The sequence below is a fragment of the Kiritimatiellia bacterium genome, assembly GCA_018001225.1.
GTDB lineage: Bacteria > Verrucomicrobiota > Kiritimatiellia > CAIQIC01 > JAGNIJ01 > JAGNIJ01.
Window position 1 is genome coordinate 43,605 of the sequence record JAGNIJ010000010.1, and the last position, 17,546, is coordinate 61,150.

16 protein-coding genes and 1 tRNA gene are annotated in these 17,546 nt (G+C 68.4%); all 17 read left to right on the forward strand.

The genetic code is table 11. From position 1 onward, the window contains the following. Positions 1-72 precede the first annotated feature (72 nt). The 17 genes from KA248_05175 to KA248_05255 all read left to right on the forward strand — a co-directional run bounded on the left by KA248_05175 (position 73) and on the right by KA248_05255 (position 17,546). Positions 73-169 (forward strand) — tRNA-Sec (locus tag KA248_05175). A 64-nt stretch (positions 170-233) separates the two neighbouring features. Further along, the gene (locus KA248_05180; protein ID MBP7829288.1) at positions 234-2,027 is read left to right on the forward strand and encodes a hypothetical protein; all 1,794 of its coding nucleotides are present in this window, start codon (positions 234-236) and stop codon (positions 2,025-2,027) included. Then, positions 2,024-2,692, forward strand: coding sequence for a response regulator transcription factor (locus KA248_05185; GenBank protein MBP7829289.1), 669 nt, complete (start codon positions 2,024-2,026; stop codon positions 2,690-2,692). The genes KA248_05180 and KA248_05185 overlap by 4 nt, the downstream gene beginning before the upstream one ends. A 51-nt stretch (positions 2,693-2,743) precedes the next feature. Next, positions 2,744-3,181: a response regulator transcription factor gene (locus KA248_05190; protein ID MBP7829290.1), complete on the forward strand. Its 438-nt coding sequence runs from the start codon at positions 2,744-2,746 to the stop codon at positions 3,179-3,181. Then, positions 3,178-4,455, forward strand: a complete 1,278-nt coding sequence (locus KA248_05195) for an anaerobic sulfatase maturase (GenBank protein ID MBP7829291.1) — start codon at positions 3,178-3,180, stop codon at positions 4,453-4,455. The genes KA248_05190 and KA248_05195 overlap by 4 nt, the downstream gene beginning before the upstream one ends. After that, positions 4,452-5,225, forward strand: coding sequence for a hypothetical protein (locus KA248_05200; GenBank protein MBP7829292.1), 774 nt, complete (start codon positions 4,452-4,454; stop codon positions 5,223-5,225). Before KA248_05195 ends, KA248_05200 begins: the two co-directional genes overlap by 4 nt. Further along, a complete protein-coding gene (locus KA248_05205) occupies positions 5,222-6,931 on the forward strand; it encodes an arylsulfatase (GenBank protein ID MBP7829293.1) in 1,710 nt (569 codons plus the stop codon). Before KA248_05200 ends, KA248_05205 begins: the two co-directional genes overlap by 4 nt. Positions 6,932-6,954: 23 nt before the next feature. Beyond that, the gene (locus tag KA248_05210; GenBank protein ID MBP7829294.1) at positions 6,955-8,001 is read left to right on the forward strand and encodes a haloacid dehalogenase-like hydrolase; all 1,047 of its coding nucleotides are present in this window, start codon (positions 6,955-6,957) and stop codon (positions 7,999-8,001) included. Between the two features lie 2 nt (positions 8,002-8,003). Beyond that, positions 8,004-10,442: an arylsulfatase gene (locus KA248_05215; protein MBP7829295.1), complete on the forward strand. Its 2,439-nt coding sequence runs from the start codon at positions 8,004-8,006 to the stop codon at positions 10,440-10,442. Positions 10,443-10,450: 8 nt separating this feature from the next. After that, positions 10,451-10,903, forward strand: a complete 453-nt coding sequence (locus KA248_05220) for a hypothetical protein (protein ID MBP7829296.1) — start codon at positions 10,451-10,453, stop codon at positions 10,901-10,903. Between the two features lie 58 nt (positions 10,904-10,961). After that, positions 10,962-11,459: a hypothetical protein gene (locus tag KA248_05225; protein MBP7829297.1), complete on the forward strand. Its 498-nt coding sequence runs from the start codon at positions 10,962-10,964 to the stop codon at positions 11,457-11,459. Positions 11,460-11,492: 33 nt separating this feature from the next. After that, positions 11,493-11,834 carry a hypothetical protein gene (locus tag KA248_05230; protein ID MBP7829298.1) on the forward strand — a complete coding sequence of 114 codons (342 nt, stop codon included), beginning with the start codon at positions 11,493-11,495 and terminating at the stop codon, positions 11,832-11,834. A gap of 54 nt (positions 11,835-11,888) precedes the next feature. Continuing rightward, complete coding sequence (locus tag KA248_05235) at positions 11,889-12,620, forward strand: outer membrane beta-barrel protein (protein MBP7829299.1); 732 nt, start codon at positions 11,889-11,891, stop codon at positions 12,618-12,620. 33 nt (positions 12,621-12,653) lie between these two features. Continuing rightward, positions 12,654-14,378: a hypothetical protein gene (locus KA248_05240; GenBank protein ID MBP7829300.1), complete on the forward strand. Its 1,725-nt coding sequence runs from the start codon at positions 12,654-12,656 to the stop codon at positions 14,376-14,378. Between the two features lie 40 nt (positions 14,379-14,418). Continuing rightward, on the forward strand, positions 14,419-15,474 hold the full coding sequence (locus KA248_05245; protein MBP7829301.1) for a hypothetical protein: 1,056 nt from the start codon (positions 14,419-14,421) through the stop codon (positions 15,472-15,474). 16 nt (positions 15,475-15,490) lie between these two features. Further along, entirely contained in the window at positions 15,491-16,462 is a 972-nt protein-coding gene (locus KA248_05250; protein MBP7829302.1) for a hypothetical protein, read from the forward strand. 7 nt (positions 16,463-16,469) lie between these two features. Then, positions 16,470-17,546, forward strand: coding sequence for a hypothetical protein (locus KA248_05255; protein ID MBP7829303.1), 1,077 nt, complete (start codon positions 16,470-16,472; stop codon positions 17,544-17,546).

The window sequence follows — 17,546 nt, forward strand, 5'->3', positions numbered from 1 at the left end:
CCAGCGCCCGCGGGTTCAGGGACGTTGGCAGTTGGCTGCCAAGCGTCAATATGATAGAAGTAAAACAGCGGGGGGAGTGACAAGGTGCCTGGTGGGCCTCGCGGACTTCAAATCCGTTGTGGGGCTTTAAACGGTCCCGGTTGGGTTCGATTCCCACTCACTCCCGCCATTTCCCCTGTTCCGGCGGCGACTTGGGGATTGAACGGGGGCGCGCGCCGGGCATAATCGAGTGCATGTTTTCCCCGGGCAAGGCGGCGGCGTGGCTCGTCAGCGGAGGCCTGCTTCTGGCCGCCGCCGCGCCGGCGGCGTGGGCGGCCGAGCCCCTGGATGTCCTCATCCTGGAATCCTTCGGCCGCGACATTTCGCCCTGGGACTCCACGACGGCCGCCTTGAAACGGGAACTGGTCCGGCAGGCGCCGGCCCCCGTCAATTTCCACGAGGTGACGGTCGGCGCCGGCGCGCTGGTCCATCCCTTTGCCGACGCCCCGCTCGTGGAGTATCTCCAGGACCTGTACGCGCGCCGCCGGCCCGATCTCGCCGTGCTGATCGCCGCCCCGGCGGCGGCCTTCTGGGGCAGGCAGGGCGGCCGCCTGTTTCCCTCGACGCCGGCGGTGATCGGCGGGATTGAGCAACGCCAGTTGCAGCGGGTCACGGTCGGCTCCAATACCGTGGCCGTCATCATTGATTTTAACATTGAGGGCCGCTTGCAGGCGATCCCCGAAATATGGCCCGACGCCACGAACGTAGCCGTGGTGGTGGGCGACTCGCTGCTGGAGAAGTTCTGGGTGGAGGAATGCCGCCGCGCCTGGGCGCCGTACACCAACCGGTTTCAGTTTATCTGGTTAAGCGGGTTGCCGTTCCCGGAAATCCGCCGCCGCGTGGCCGCGCTGCCGCCGCGCACGGTCATCGGCTATGGGGTGTTGTGCGTGGACGCCGCCGGGGTGTCGCACGAGAAGCAGGACGCGCTGGACGAGATCGTCAAGGTGGCCAACGCGCCGGTGCTGGGGATGTTCGAGGAGCAGCTCGGCCGGGGCATCGTGGGCGGGCGGTTGTTCTCCGGGGAAAGCCTCGGCCGCGAGTCCGCGCGCGTGGGCGCCCGCCTGCTGCGGGGCGAATCGCCGGGGACGATCCCGGCGACGATGATCCGCAACGGCCCCCCGCAGTTCGATTGGCGGCAGCTCCGGCGGTGGGGCATCGACGAGAAACGCCTGCCGCCGGGCAGCCTCGTGCAGTTCCGGCAGCCGACGCTCTGGGAGCAGTACCGCTGGATCATCCTGGGCACGCTGGGCATTCTCCTGGCGCAGACGGCGACCATCGGCGGCCTGCTGCTGCAGCGGGCCCGGCGCCGGCGCGCCGAGCTGGCCACGCGCGAGGTCAGCGGCCGGCTCATCACGGCCCAGGAGGAGGAGCGATGCCGGATCGCCCGCGATCTCCATGACGACTTGAGCCAGCGGCTGGCCCTGCTGTCCGTCGAGCTGGAAATGGCCGGGCATTCTTCCGGCGCCGGGGCGGCCGCGACCGGCCACGCGATGGAACAGATGGCCGCCCAGGTGCAGGAGATCTCCACGGACGTCCACAAGCTCTCCTACCAGCTCCACCCGGCGAAGCTGGATCAACTCGGCCTCGTGACCGCCGCGCGCACCCTCTGCCACGAGCTGTCGGGGCAGTCGGGCCTGCGCATCGAGTTCAGCCAGGAGAACGTCCCGCGCGACCTCCCCGCGGACGTCGCGTTGTGCGCCTACCGTGTGCTGCAGGAGTCGCTGGGTAATGCCATACGGCACAGCGGGGCGACATCGGTCTCCGCGGCCCTGCGAATGAACAGCGGGCGCCTTGACCTGGAGGTCGCCGACAACGGCAAGGGATTCGACGACGGCCGCGCGCGGCGCGAGGGCGGCATCGGGTTGTTCAGCATGCAGGAGCGGGCGCGGGTGGCGCGCGGCCGGTTTGCCGTCCATTCGCGGCCGGGGCAGGGGACCCGCGTGGAACTGTCCGTGCCGGTGACGCCGCCGGTCCGGGAGGCCCCGTGAGCCGGCCCCGGGTGCTGCTGGCGGATGACCACGGGCTCCTGCTGGAGGCCCTGCGGAAACTTCTCGAACCGGCCTGCGACGTGATCGGCACGGTCACCGACGGGCGCGCGCTGGTCGAAACCGCGCTGGAACTCAAGCCGGACGTCATTGTCGCGGACATCGGGATGCCCCGGCTCAACGGCCTGGAGGCGGGGACGCAGTTGCAGGCCCGGCTGCCCGCCGCGAAGCTGATCTTCCTGACGGTCAACGAGGACCCGGACATCGCGGCGGAGGCGATCCGGCGCGGGGCCAGGGGCTACCTGCTGAAGAAGTCCGCGGCCACGGAGTTGTTCGCGGCCATCGAGCGGGTCGCGGCGGGCCGGACGTATATCACGCCGCTGATCACGAGCGAGCCGCCCGAGGCCTTTGCCGAGCGCGCCCGGCAGTCGCGCGCGGCGCCGGGCTTGAGCGCGCGCCAGAAGGAAGTCCTGCAACTGCTGGCCGAGGGCTGCTCGATGAAAGAGGCCGCGGCGATTCTCCAGGTCAGCACGCGGACCATCGCCTTTCACAAGTACGCCATGATGAAACAGCACGGGTTCCGGACCGGCGCCGAACTCGTCCAGTACGCCGTGCGGCTCGGCCTGGTCGCCGACCATGGCGGTCCGCTGCCCCCCTGTCAGTTCTGACAGGTGCGCCGCGCCGCGCGGATTTCCTATGGTGCCCGTCCAAGAGGCATCGTGGAGACCCCTCAAAACCCGGCACGGCTGCTGATCGTGGATGACCATCCGCTCCTGGTCCGCCAGGTGGAGCAACTGCTCCAGGGCGAATTCGACGTGGTCGGAAGCCTGGCGAGCGGGGCCGCCCTGGACACGGCGGTCGCCCAGTTGCGCCCCGAGTTGATCGTCATGGACATCACCTTGCCCGGCGCGAACGGCATCGAACTGGCGCGCCGGCTGACGGCAAGGGGCTGCCCGGCGCGCATCGTGTTCCTGACCGTCCACGCCGACAGCGATTTTGCCCGTGAGAGCTTCGCGGCAGGCGGGATCGGGTACGTCGTCAAGCCGCGGCTCGGGTCGGACCTGCTGCCCGCGCTGCGCGCCGCGCAGGCCGGGCGGCGCTTCCTGTCGCCCTGCCCCGAACTGGCGGAGATCCGGATCGAGGAGGGCGTGGCATGACCCCCGGCGCCGTATGCCGCGGCCGCCCGGTCGTCCGGATGCACGCCATGATCAAGCCGATAGGGCCGGTGTGCAACCTGGACTGCCGGTACTGCTACTACTTGAGCAAGGAGCAGTTGCTGGGCACGACGAGCGACTGGCGCATTTCCGACGAAACGCTCGAGGCGTTCATCCGCCAGTACATCGAGGGGCAGAACTACCGGGAGGTCATCTTCTCCTGGCAGGGCGGCGAACCGACCCTGCTGGGCCTGGAGTTCTTCCGGAAGGTCGTCGCGCTGGAAAAGAAGTACGCCCCGCCGCACCTGCGCTGCGAGAACGACCTCCAGACCAACGGCACGCGGCTGGACGACGCCTGGTGCGAGTTCCTGCGCGAGCATAACTTCCTCGTGGGCTTGAGCATCGACGGGCCCCGCGCCCTGCACGACGCCTTTCGCAAGGACAAGGCCGGCGCCGGCAGCTTCGACCGGGTCTTCCGCGCGGCGCAGCTCCTGCGAAAACACGGGGTCCGGTTCAACACGCTCTCCTGCGTCAACCGGCTCACGGCCGGGCACCCCATCGATGTCTACCGCTTCCTCCGCGACGAGGTCGGGTCGAAGCGGATGCAGTTCATTCCGATTGTCGAGCCGAGGGGCTTCGAGCGGACCGCGCCGCAGTTCTGGCCGCCGGACCGGATGCCCGTCGTCGGCACGCCCGCGGCGCGGCCGGGCGCGCCGGACTCCGTGGTGGAGGACTGGAGCGTGGACCCGGACGACTGGGGCCAATTCCTGTGCCGCGTGTTCGACCGCTGGATCGAGCGCGACGCGGGCCGGATCTACGTGAACTACTTCGAGACCGCCGTGGAGACGTGGATGGGCCGCGTCAGCCCGATGTGCACCCTCGCGCCGCTGTGCGGCAAGGGCGTGGCGCTCGAGCACGACGGCGGCCTCTACTCGTGCGACCACTACGTCTACCCGGAGTACCGCCTCGGGAACGTCCGAGAGACGCCCCTGGCCGACATGGTCTTTTCGCCGCGGCAGGAGCGGTTCGGCCGGAACAAGGAGGCCACGCTGCCGGACGCCTGCCGGCAGTGCGAGTACGAGTTCGCCTGCTACGGGGAGTGCCCCAAGAACCGCTTCGTGAAGTCGCCCGACGGCCAGCCGGGCATGAACTATCTCTGCCCCGGCTGGAAGCGGTTCTGGCAGCACATCGACGAGCCGATCCAGAAAATCGTCCGCGACCTCGGGCATACGCCCGTCAAGCGGCTCACCTACGCGACGAGCTCGGTGATGGAATGAAGCACGAACTCACACCGCTCCGCGAAGGCCGCCAGGCGCTCCGCGTCACGGCGGAGTGGCCGGAGGTCGCGGCGGACTACGAGGACGTGCTGGCGGGCTACGGGCGCCTCGCCGTCGCCGGGTTCCGGCCGGGCCGGGCCCCGCGTTCGGTGCTCGAGACCCGGTTCCGAAAGGAACTGCGCGCGGACTTCACGGCCCGCTGCGGGCGGCGGCTGGCGCGGCAGGCGCTGGGCGAGCGCACCCTGCGCGCGGCCGGGCCGATGGCGGTGACGGAGATCGTGCTCGAGCCGGGCCGCGCGTTCGAGTTCACGGCTGAATGCGTGCCGCTGGCCCGGCTGGAGCTGCCGGACTATGCCGCCGCGCCGCGGACCGGCGCGACGGACGACGAGCGCCGCGAGGCCCTGACCGCGTGGCTGCTGGAGCACACCGCCTGGGATCCGCCCGAGGCGCTGGTCCGGGAAGAATGCGACCGGTCCGGCCCGCCGGGAGCGGATGCCGGGGGCGAGGCGTGGCGCGCGGCGGCGCAGCGCGTGAAGCTGATGCAGATCCTCGACCAGATCGCCGAGGCCGAGGGGATCGAAGCGGACGCGCGCGACGTGGACGAGCGCATCGCGCGGATGGCCGGCGACAGCGGCGTTCCGCCGGCCGCGCTGCGGCGCGAGTTGGGCGAGGACGGGGTGGGGCGGCTGCAGGCGCTGCTGCGGGCCGAGCAGACACTGGCGTACCTGATCGCGAGACCGGTTGAACAACAGCAAAGGAGACAAGCATGAAAAGGATAGCCAACGTAAGACAATGCGCGGGCGCCTGGGCCGTGGTCGGCTCGGTGCTGGCGGCGGGGGCGCTGGTACCGGCGCGCCCGGCGCGGGCGCAAGAGCCCGCGGCGGAGAAGCCGAACATCCTCGTCATCTTCGGGGACGATATCGGCATCGCCAATCTTAGCTGTTACAGCGACGGGTTGATGGGCTATGAAACGCCCAACATTGACCGTCTCGCCGACGAAGGGCTGCGCTTTCTTCATTACTACGGCGAGCAGAGTTGCACCGCCGGCCGCTCGGCGTTTCTCACCGGGCAGCACATCATCCGCTCCGGGCTGTCCAAGGTCGGGTTCCCCGGCGCGCGGATGGGGATGAGCCAGCTCGATCCCTCGATCGGCGGCTTGCTCAAGAACCTGGGGTATGCCACGGGTCAGTTCGGCAAGAACCACGTCGGCGACCGCAATGAAAGCCTGCCGACGGTGAACGGGTTCGACGAGTTCTTCGGCAACCTGTACCACCTCAACGCCGAGGAAGAGCCGGAGATGCCGGATTATCCGAAAGACCCGGCCTACCTGAAGATGTTCGGCCCGCGCGGCGTGCTCCGCTGCAAGGCGACGGACGTGGACGACCCGACCGTGGACCCGCGCTTCGGCAAGGTCGGCAAGCAAACCATCGAGGATACCGGCGCGCTGACCCGGAAACGGATGGAGACGATCGACGACGAAACCTCCGACGCGGCCGTGGATTTCATGGCGCGGCAGGTGAAGGCCGGCAAGCCGTTCTTCTGCTGGATGAACACCACCCGCATGCATCTCCGCACGCACGTCCGCGCCGAGCATCGCGGCCGCTATACGCACGGGGACAGCGAGTACATCGATGGGATGATCGAGCACGACGAAACCATCGGCAAGATCCTCAAGGCGCTGGATGACATGGGGATCGCGGACAACACCCTCGTCGTCTATACGACCGACAACGGCCCGCACATGAACAGCTGGCCGGATAGCGCGATGACGCCGTTCCGCTCCGAGAAGAACACCAACTGGGAGGGCGCCTTTCGCGTGCCTTGCTTGGTGCGCTGGCCCGGCCACGTGAAGGCCGGAACGGTGACCGTCGAACTGATGAGCCACAACGACTGGATCCCGACGCTGTGCGCCATCGCGGGCGAGCCGGACATCGTCGGTAAGCTCCGGCAGGGGTACACCGCGAACGGCATCCAGTACAGGGTCCATCTCGACGGCTATGACCAGAGTCAATTCCTCACGTCGGTCGAGGGCACGGTCGGCAGGAACAACGGCGTCAAGAGCGCCCGCCACCTGTTCTTCTATTCCGATGACGACGGCCTGCTCGTGGGCGCGCGCCAGGGCGACTACAAGTTCGTCTTCGCCGAGCAGCGCATGGCGGGCACCATGGGCGTCTGGGCCGAGCCCTTCACGGAGCTTCGCATGACCAAGATCTTCAATCTCATGCAGGACCCGTACGAGCGGGCGGATATCACGTCCAACACCTACTGGGATTGGTACTTCGACCACATCGGCAACAACTACGGGATGATGGCGGAGATCTCCAAGTTCGTCGCGACGTTCAAGGAGTTCCCGCCGCGCTCGTACCCGCCGAGTTTCAACCCGGTGAACATCATGAAGGACGTAAAGACCGGGATCAAGGCGAAGGCCGCGCTCGAAAAAGCCTTCCCGATGCTCAAGGGGGAAGCGGCGGAATAGCCGCGGAGGAGCAGGGCCACCCTATGAAAACCGTCTTCACCGTTCTCGCGCTCGGTTTGTGGCTGGGCGTTTCCGCGGCTGCCGCCGTCGACCCCGCCCCGGAAATCGGGGCGGGTCCGCTCCCGTCGTGGAACGACGGCGCGGCGAAGGCGGCGATCCTGGAGTTCGTCGCGAAGGTCGCCACCGACGGGTCGCCGGACTTCGTGCCGCCGGCCGAGCGCATCGCCGTGTTCGACAACGACGGCACGCTCTGGGCCGAGCAGCCGATGTACTTCCAGGGGCTCTTCATGCTGGACCGCGTGAAGCGCATGGCGCCGCAGCACCCGGAATGGCGGGAGCAGGAGCCGTTTGCCTCGCTCCTCAAGGGCGACGTGAAGGCGGCCCTGGCCGGCGGCGAGAGCGCGGTCGGCCGGCTGTTGATGACGACGCACGCGGGCATGACGAGCGAGGAGTTCTCGCGGTTGGTCGCCGACTGGATCGCCGGGGCGCGGCACCCGAAGACGGGGCGGCTGCTCACCGAGATGGTCTACCAGCCGATGCTGGAACTGCTCGACTACCTGCGGGCGAACGGGTTCAAGACGTTTATCGTGTCCGGCGGCGGCATGGAGTTCATGCGGCCGTGGACGGAGCGGGTCTACGGCATCCCGCCGGAGCAGGTCGTGGGCAGCAGCATCCGCACGAAATTCGAGCTGCGCGACGGGCACCCGGTGCTCGTCCGGCTGCCGGAGAGCGATTTCGTGGACGACGGGCCGGGCAAGCCGGTGGGCATCCAGATGCACATCGGGCGCCGGCCGATCGCCGCGTTCGGGAACTCCGACGGCGACCTGGCGATGCTCCAGTGGACCGCGGCCGGGCCGGGCGCGCGGCTGTGCCTGCTCGTCCACCACACCGACGCGGAGCGCGAGTGGGCGTACGACCGGGAATCCCACGCGGGGCGTTTGGACCAGGCCCTCGACGAGGCGCAGGCCCGGGGTTGGGCGGTGGTGGACATGAAAGACGACTGGAACCGCGTGTTTGCAATCGAGGAAGAACAACCGGCCCGTCCGAGTGACGGGCCCAACGAGAGGTGAGCATGAAGCTGCGAGAGAATCATGAGCTGCGTCGCGCCGGGCGGTGGGCGGCGGTCGGCTCCGTGCTGGCCGCGGGCGCGCTGTTCGGCGGCGCGCGCGCGCAGGAAGTGTTGCCCGTGCCGCCCGCCCCGTTCAAGGGGCAGATCGGGTTGAGCGCGCGGGATTCGAAGCCCGACTTCCCGCAGCCCGTCCGGGCGCCGCAGGGCGCGCCGAACGTGGTGGTGATCCTGCTGGACGACGTCGGGTTCGGCGCGTCGAGCACCTTCGGCGGGCCGTGCCAGACGCCCACGCTCGACCGGCTGGCGCGAAACGGGCTGCGCTTCACCCAGTTCCATACCACGGCGTTGAGCTCGCCCACGCGGGCCTCGCTGCTGACCGGGCGCAACCATCATTCCGCGCACACCGGCGTGATCATGGAGCAGGGGACGGGCTACCCGGGCTACGACTCCCTGATGGGCAAGGACACGGCGACGATCGCCGAGATCCTCAAGCAGAAGGGCTGGAACACCGCGTGGTTCGGCAAGAACCACAACGTGCCCGACTGGCAGAGCAGCCAGGCGGGGCCGTTCGACCTGTGGCCCCTCGGCCTCGGGTTCGAGCATTTCTACGGTTTCGTCTGCGCCGAGACCAGCCAGTGGCGGCCGGCGGTCACCGAGGGCACGTCGCCCATCGAGCCGTACCTGGGCAACCCGGACTATCACTTCGACTACGACATTGCCGACCGGGCCATCGAGTGGGTCCGCAACCAGAAGTCCGTGGCGCCGGACCGGCCGTTCTTCCTCTACTACGCGCCGGGGGCGACGCATTCGCCGCACCACGCGAAGAAGGAATGGATCGCCAAGTACAAGGGGCGCTTCGGCCGGGGCTGGGACGCGGTCCGCGAGGAGACGCTCGCGAAGCAGAAGGAACTGGGACTCGTTCCGGCCGACACGAAGCTGACGCCGCGCCCGGAGCGCATTCCCGCCTGGGATACGCTCAACGCCCAGCAGAAAGACCTCTACGCCTACATGATGGACGTCTACGCCGGGTTCCTGGAGCAGACGGATTACAACGTCGGGCGCGTGCTGGACGGGATCGAGAAGATGGGCCAGCTCGACAACACGCTCGTCATCTACATCTGCGGCGACAACGGGGCCAGCGCGGAGGGCCTGGACAACGGCGAGCTCAACGAACTCGCGGGACTCAATGGGGTCGGCGAGGACTACAACGAGGTGTTGAAGCGAAAGGACGACCTGGGCACGTGGAGGACGCACAACCACTACCCGGCCGGCTGGGCGCACGCCATGTGCTCGCCGTTCCAGTGGGCCAAGCAGATCGCCTCGCACTACGGCGGGACGCGCAACGGGATGGTCATCTCCTGGCCGGCCCGGATCAAGGACGCGGGCGGCATCCGGCCGCAGTGGCACCACGTGATCGACGTCGTGCCGACGGTCCTCGAGGCCTGCGGCCTGCAGGCCCCGTCCATCGTCAACGGCGTGGCGCAGAAGCCCATCGAGGGCGTGAGCATGGCCTACACGTTCGACAACGCGCAGGCGCCGACGACGCGCCGGACGCAGTACTTCGAGATGTTCGGCAACCGCGCGGTCTACCACGACGGCTGGGTCGCCTGCACCACGCCGCGCGCCGCGCCGTGGCAGGATACCTCCCGGCTGCCGCCGGTGGACGTGATCAGCGGGTATAAATGGGAATTATACCACGTCGCCGAGGACTTCAGCGAGGCGGTCAACCTCGCGGAGCAGCAGCCCGACAAACTGCGCGAGCTGCAGTTGCTGTTCTACGCCGAGGCGGCGAAGTACAACGTGCTGCCGCTGGACGACAGCAAGATCGAGCGCCTGAACCCGGCCAACCGGCCCAGCCTGACGCGCGGCCGGACCGACTTCACCTACTTCGGACCGGTGAAGCGCATCCCCGAAGGCGCGGCGCCCGACGTGAAGAACAAGTCGTGGAGCGTCACCGCGGACGTGGTCCTGGCCGGCGACGCGGACGAGGGCGTGCTGGTGACGCAGGGCGGCCTGTTCGGCGGGTACGCGCTGATGCTGCGCGAGGGCAAGCCGGTGTTCCACTACAACATGCTGAACGTGGCGCACTTCGAGATCGCCGCCCCGGCGGCACTGTCCGCCGGCCGGCATACGATCGCGTTCGACTACAAGCACGACGGCGGCGGCTTCGGCAAGGGCGGGAGCGGCACGTTGAGCGTGGACGGCGCGACGGTGGCCCAGGGCCGCATCGAGCGGACGATCCCGTTCCGGTTCACCCTCGACGAGACCTTCGACATCGGCGAAGACACCGGCACGCCCGTCTGCGAGGACTACGACGTGCCGTTCAAGTTCACCGGCGAGATCGAGAAGCTGGTCGTGCACATCGAGGAGCCGAAGCCGCTGTCGCCGGAGGAGCAGCAGAAACTGCGGGCCATGCAGCAGGCGCATCGCGCGGCGGAATAAGGAGCGGCATGGGCGTCGGAGCGAACAGCGCGGCGGGGAGGGGACGCGGGAGGGCCTGGGCGGCCGCGGGGCTGGCGGCCCTCCTGCTCGCGGGCGGGGGCTTCCTCGCCTGGCGCGCCGCTTCGCGCTTCGACCCGTCGGTGCTGGTGGGCCGGTGGCAGCGGCCGGACGGTGGGTACCTCCTTGAGATCGTGCGGGTGCTGCCCGGGGGCGCGCTGGAGGCCCGCTACTTCAATCCGCGCCCGATCCACGTGGCGCGGGCGGAGGTGCAAGAGCGGGAGGGCGGCCCTGATCTTTTCGTCGAGTTGCGGGATCAGGGGTATCCGGGCTGCACCTACCAGCTCGACTATCTTCCCGGCTCGGACAGCCTGGCGGGCGTGTACTACCAGGCGGCGATCGGGGAGACGTTCGACGTGCGCTTTGGGCGGATCGGAGACGCGACGGAAGCGGGAAACGAGTAAACAGCCGGCCGCGCGCGAACCGCGCGGGCCCGGTGAACAGAACAGAAAGGGAACGAAGATGAGAAGAATGATCGCAATGGCGTTGTGCGTCGTCGCCCTGCCGGCGATGGCGAAGGAGAAGGCGGCCGAGCACCACAAGGTGACGGCGCAGGAGGTCGCGGAGATGCTGGCCGATCCGTCGGCGACCATCACGTACCTGAACGCGGCCTACCGCGCGTACCAGAACGTGGGGCCCGAGAATGACATGAACCAGGAACTCCGCCTGAACGGCGCCGGGTTCCTGAAGCTTCCGGACGACTCCTCGCTCTTTTACCGGGCGTACCTGCCGCTGTACTCGACGGAGGTGACCCCGCCGTACGAGCTGCCGACCCTCCCGGGGGGGAGCGGCGCGGTCGTGGACCGGCTGGACAATCCGTTCCGGTTCGACGACGAGGGTATCGGCGACGCGCTGCTCTCGGCGTACTGGGTGCCCACGGCGGGCGAACTGATCCTCGGCTACGGCGCGGCGCTGATGGTGCCGACGGCGTCCGAGAAGTACTACGGCACGGAGAAATGATCCGCGGGGCCGACGCTGGTCGCCGCCAAGAAGGTGCCGGGCAAGTACACGGTCGGCGGCCTGCTGACGCACGTCTGGTCCTTCGCGGGCAAGGACAGCCGCGACGGGATCAACATGACGACCATCCAGCCGGCCGGGACGCTCTTCCTCAACAAGAAGGGCACTTCGCTGACCGTCGGGTCGGAGACCACGTTCAACTGGGACGCGGAGGACGACGCGTGGCAGGTGCCGGTGACGGTGGGGCTCGGCCAGATTCTTCCGCCGATCGGCAAGCAGTTCATCGGCGTGGCCGTGGCGGGCAGCTACTACCTCGAGAAGCCCGAGATGGTGCAGGACTGGGACGTCCGCGCGGTGGTGTCGGTCGTCTTTCCGTAAGGGTTTGATATCCGCGGCCCGGGGCCGCCGACGCGAGAAATGAGGAGGCGGAAAATGAGCGCAGGAAAGAGAGCGGGATTCGTCCTTCTCGTTTGGACCGTGCTGTTCGCGTCGGCGGCTTTCGCCGGGGAGCCGGAATGGGCCTTCGAGATCACGCCGTACGCGTGGCTGGTCAACATCGACGGGAGCGTGAGCTTCGAGGGCCGGGAGGCGGATTTCAGCGCCGACTTCAAGGACCTGTTTGAGAACGCGGATTTCGCCGGGTCGCTGCTGGGCACGGCGGCGCGCGGGCGTTGGGTCGGGTTCGCCCAGGCGGATTTCTTCTCGCTCGAGCGGGACATCGAGCGCGAGCCGGGCGGGACGTTCGAATCGGACCTGCTGTTCCTGAACGCCATGGCCGGCTACCGGTTTGACGGATTCAAGAGGGGTTCGACGGTGGAGGTCCTGGCCGGCATCCGGTACCTGCGGCTGGACGGTCGGATCGAGGTCAACGGGGAGGGGGCCGGCGGCCGGGCGCCGGACGCCTTGGACGGCATGGTCATGCTGCACGGCAGTTTCCCGCTTCGGTTCATCTCGGAAAAGCTGCGCCTCAACACGGCGCTGTCGGTCGGGGCGGGCGACTCGGACCTGGTCTGGGGCCTGCAACCCGACCTGCAATACCATTTCAACGACCGGTTCTCCGCGCGGGCGGGTTACCGGCGTCTGCAGTACGAGTTCAGCAAGGAAGGGGCGGACCTGGACATGGGATTCCAGGGATTCCTGGCCGGGGTGAGCGTGGCCCTGTAATCCCGCCGTCCAGGTCGAAAGGGAGGCGACTCCATGAAATACCGACATAGTCCGAGAGCGCGGGTCCTGTGGGGGCTGCTCGCGGCCCTTTGCGCGGCCGGCCCGGCGCGCGGCCAATGGATTTCCGAGACCTTTTACCTCACGAACGGCTGGAACGCCGTGTACCTGCGGGGCACGCCGTGGCCCGACACGCTGGACGCGCAGTTCGCGGGCCTGCCCATCCGCGCCGTGCACCGCAACTACCTCCAGTACGACACGACGCAGTTCGCGGAGAGCGCCGCCGACCTGCCGACCCGCGGCACGGAATGGCTGATCTGGTATCCCTCCAACTCGCCGCACCGCGTGCTGACGACGCTCTGGAAACTGAACGGGAACAGCCCCTACCTGATCGAGTGCACGACGAACTGCACGTGGACGCCCACGGGCGTGCCGGTCATCCCGGCGCGGCTGTGGCTGCCGAACACCTGGAACTTCGTCGGGCTGCCCGTGAACCCGGCCGGCGGCGTGACGTTCGCCGAGTTTTTCGAGCACGCGCACAACATCGACGTGTCGCCGACCCCGGCCGGCGGGAAGGTGTTCCGGACCAAGACGGACGGCACGCAGCAGGACATCACCTCGCAGACGGCCATCCTGGCGATCAACCCGAAGGAGGCCTACTGGATCCTGACGGAGGGGCTCTCGGCGTTCATCGGGAAGATTTTCGCGCACGCCACGCTGGGCTCGCTGCGCTATCCGCCGGGCGTCAGCATTAATTCCTTCTCGCTCTGGAACACGTGCGGCAGCAACCAGCAGGTGTCGGTGCAACTGGTGGCCAGCGAGGCGTCGCCGGCCGGCGCGCCGCAGAGGGTGGGGGACGTTCCCCTGCTGCACTTCGAGTACAACTACCAGGATGGGCGCTACGAGTGGACGCCGCTCGTTCAGGGCGTGCCGTTGACGAAGGAGTTGTCCAGCAACGAGGAGTGGGTGGTCACGCTGGCCGTGGACCGCTCGGCCCTCTCGGAGCCGCCGTCCACCAACGCGACCTGGCAGAGCGTGCTGGAGGTGACGGACGAGGGCGGCACGCTGATCCGGGTGCCCGTGGTCGCCGAGTACGGCGCCGAAAGCCCGTACGACGCGCTGTGGCCGTACGGGCTGTGGGTCGGCAACGTCACGCTGGACAAGGTGACGCAACTGGCCGACGGCGCCGAGAGCGACCCGGTCGCCGCGGCGGGCGAGCTGGAGATGCGCCTGATCGTGCACATCGGCACGAACGGGCAGGCGCGGCTCCTGCAACAGGTCGTGCTCGAACTGGCCCGCAGCGTGAGCGGGGGCGTGACGAGCCAGTTCTACCGTCTCCGGGCCAGCGACCGCGGGCTGGCCGCGACGGGCGAGGCGTCCCGCGTCAGCAGCGTGGCGTTCCCGTACGGGCTCAATGTCGCGTTCGACGGGGATCCGCAGGATGAACTGACGACGTCGTACGTCCTCGATTTCAACAGCGCGGTCAACCCGTTCAAGCACCTGTACAACCCGAACCACGACAACGTGAGCGCCGCGGGCCTGGCCCTGGCCGAGGGCGAGGAAAGCTACACGATTTCCAACAACGTCAGCCTGGTCTTCGACCCGGTCCAGCCGTACTCGCCGTCGTCGAGCCTGTGGAATCCCGAGGAGGAATTGACGGGGAGCTATGTCCAGACGATGCACGGGCTGCGGAACGAGACCGTCGAGGTGGAAGGCCGGTTCACGCTGCAGCGCGTGAGCCGGACGGGGGTCATGGAATGATGCGCGCCGGCCGGTACCGGCCGGGGAGGGAAGCGAGCACATGAGCAATCGCAAGCAACGAATCCGGGCGGCCGGGCTGGCCGCCGCGATCGGCCTCGGGGCCGCCGCGGCGGGGGCCATCGGGGTGCCGGCGTTCATGAACTACCAGGGCGTCCTGGCCAATCCCCAGGGGACCGCGTTCACGAACCAGACCGTCTCGGTCAACTTCCGCATCTACGACGCCGTGCGGGGCGGGACGATGATCTGGGGGACGCGCCAGATGGTGACCACGGATTCCAACGGCGTGTTCAACGTCGAGCTGGGCGACGCGGGCGAGAACGTGCCGGGCGCGACCAACCGGGTCGCGTCCATCCTCGAGGTGTTCACGGGCACGAACGCGGCCAACCGGTGGATCGAGATCGAGGTGGAGTACAACAAGTCCTCCGCGATGTCGCCGCGCCAGCCGTTCCTGGCCGCGCCCTACGCCTACCAGGCCGGCAGCGCCGCCGGCAGCGCGGGCGATTTCACGGTGGGCGACGTGCTCACGGTGGCGTCGAACGCCGTGTTCCAGCGGGCCGTGACCATCCAGGACGCGGGCGAAAACGCCCTGGCGTTCCACGGCACCCTGTCGGAGCGCGGCAGCCTGACGGTCAGCCAGAAGGTGTCGGTGGCCTCGCACCTGTCCGTCAAGGGCGCGCTGACCGTCCACGGCAACGCCGCCTTTTCCAACAGCGCGGACTTCACCGAGAACGTGGAGTTCGACGGCCCGGTGGTCTTCAGCAACGGGGTCAGTTTCCGCGGCCACACGACGCTGTTCGGCGCGGGCCGCGTCCTGGCCGCCCATGCTGCCGGCTCCTCCTTCTCGACCAACGGGGTCGTCCCGACCAACGGCTTCCTGTCGGTGAACATGCTCGTCACCGACAACGACAACGGCACGCTCACCTTCAGCCTGGGGGGCGATTCGTGGCTGTTCCGGTCGCACTGGGACACCGGCCTCACGGACGACATGGACCTGAAGACCCTGACGCTGTTCCCGGTCAAGGGCGGCACGACGTGGTCCCTCAACGCGGCCGGCGACAAGATCGGCTTCAACCTGTACTACTGGCCCATCCCCTAGGGAGCGAGGTGCAACCATGAATAGCAAGAGACGAGGCGGCGGGATCCTGGCGGTGTGGCTGGCCGGCGGCGCGGCGCTCGCCCAGGTGCCGAACCAGCTCTACCTGCAGGGCGTCTTTCTCCAGGCGGACGGGGTCACCCCCGCGCCGGGGGCGCACTCCGTGACCGTGACGATCCGCAGCAACTCGGCCGTGGCCCTGACGCGGACGACGAACGTGACGGCCAACAACCACGGCCTGGCGGATTTCGTCATCGCGGACGCGGCGCTGCCGGCGATCTTCCGGGGCGCCACCAACGCGTCCTTCGTGATGACCGGCGGGGCTACGCAGGCCTTCGTCACCGCCCCGTACGCCTTCCAGGCCGGCAACCTGCCCTCGGCATCGGGCAATTTCACCGTCCGGGGCCACCTCAACGTCGCCAGCAACGCCACCCTGACCGCGCTGACCGCGGATAACGGCGGCACGCTGGCGGTGCCGATCACCGTGGCCCGCGGCGCCGTGTTCACCAACCTGACCGGCGTGGAGTTCGGGGCCGCCCTCGACGTCGCCGGCGGCGTGTCGGTCGCCGGACCGGCCGAGGCGAACTACCAAACACGGTTCACGAACACGACGGCCACGGTCGTCTGCCTCGGCGCCACCAACGAGGTGGTATTGAGCAACGCGACGGTGCGCTCCGCCTTCACGCTGCTCTCGACCAACTACGCGGCCGCGGGAACGAGCGGCACCGCGCCGGCCGACGGCTTCCTGATGGTCTGGGTCAAGACCGATAACCACAAGACTTCGGGGGTCAACGTGAAGATCGACACGCTGACCTTCAAGCTGCAGTGGTACTGCGATGTGGACCTGTCGAAACAGGACCTCAACCTGTACAAGGGCTCCGCCTTCCCGGTGGCCAAGGGTTCGACATGGTCGGCCATGCTGGTCAACGCCGCCGACTCCGACAAGATCACCATCACGTGCTACTGGGTTCCGCTCAACGGGGAGGGATGAATCACCCATGAAAACCATCATCATGACCGGCGTCGTCCTCCTGCTCGGCCTGGCGGCCGGGGCGCAGCACGTGCCCGACCGCCTGAACTACCAGGCGGTCCTGACCGACGAGCACGGCAGCCCGCGGGCGAGCGTCACCAACGGCGTCCGCTTCCGCATCTACGACGAGGCGGAGGGCGGCAACCTGATCTGGGGCGAGACGCATTCCGTGACCACGACGCCCCTCGGGCTGTTCAACGTCGTACTTGGAAACGGCACGGCGCTGGGCGAGAGCATGGAAGCGGCCACCCTGCGGGAGGCCTTCGCCTCGGACACGCTCGTGGAGCAGCGCTACCTGGAACTGCAGTCGCTGAACGACGACGGCACCGCGCAGACGCCCATCCTGCCGCGGCAGCGATTCCTGACCGTGCCCTATGTCTTCCAGGCCAACGACGCCCAGGAGGCGGCCGGCGATTTCCAGGTCAGCGGCGCACTGTACAGCACCCACGTGGGCATGGAGGTCGGGCGGCTGGTCGCGACGAATCCCGCGGGCTCCATCACGGTGGCCGGGGACCTGCGGGTGGACGGGTACGGCAAGTCCGACGTGTCGGCGACGTTCAGCAGCAACTCGTCGGTGAAATCCACGGCGCCGGACGCCTTGATCGCGAGGAGCAACCTGACGGTCAACGCGGCCTGGACCGTGGCCGGCACCGCCACCTTCTACCGCGGCGTCTCCGCGCGCGACCCGATCCTCAAGAAAGGCGCCCGCGTCCGGGGCGGGGTCCGCGCACTCGGCGGCTACCAGGCCCTCGGCACGACGCTGACGAATCTCTCCTCGCGCACGGCCGCGGGCGACGGATTTGCCCTGGTATACTTCAAGACGGACGGCTGGGGCGACAGCGCCAACCTCGTGGTCACCGTGAAGACCAACCAGTACCGGCTGCAGCACCAGCCCTCGTCCGGCGCGGCCATCACGTACGACCTCCACTACCTGGACACCGCCTGCATCCCGATCCCCAGCGGGTCCGTCTGGTCCGTGAACTTCCGGGACGGAAACGCCTCGCACTCCAAGTTCGACGTGTACTGGATTCCCTTCGGCTATTGA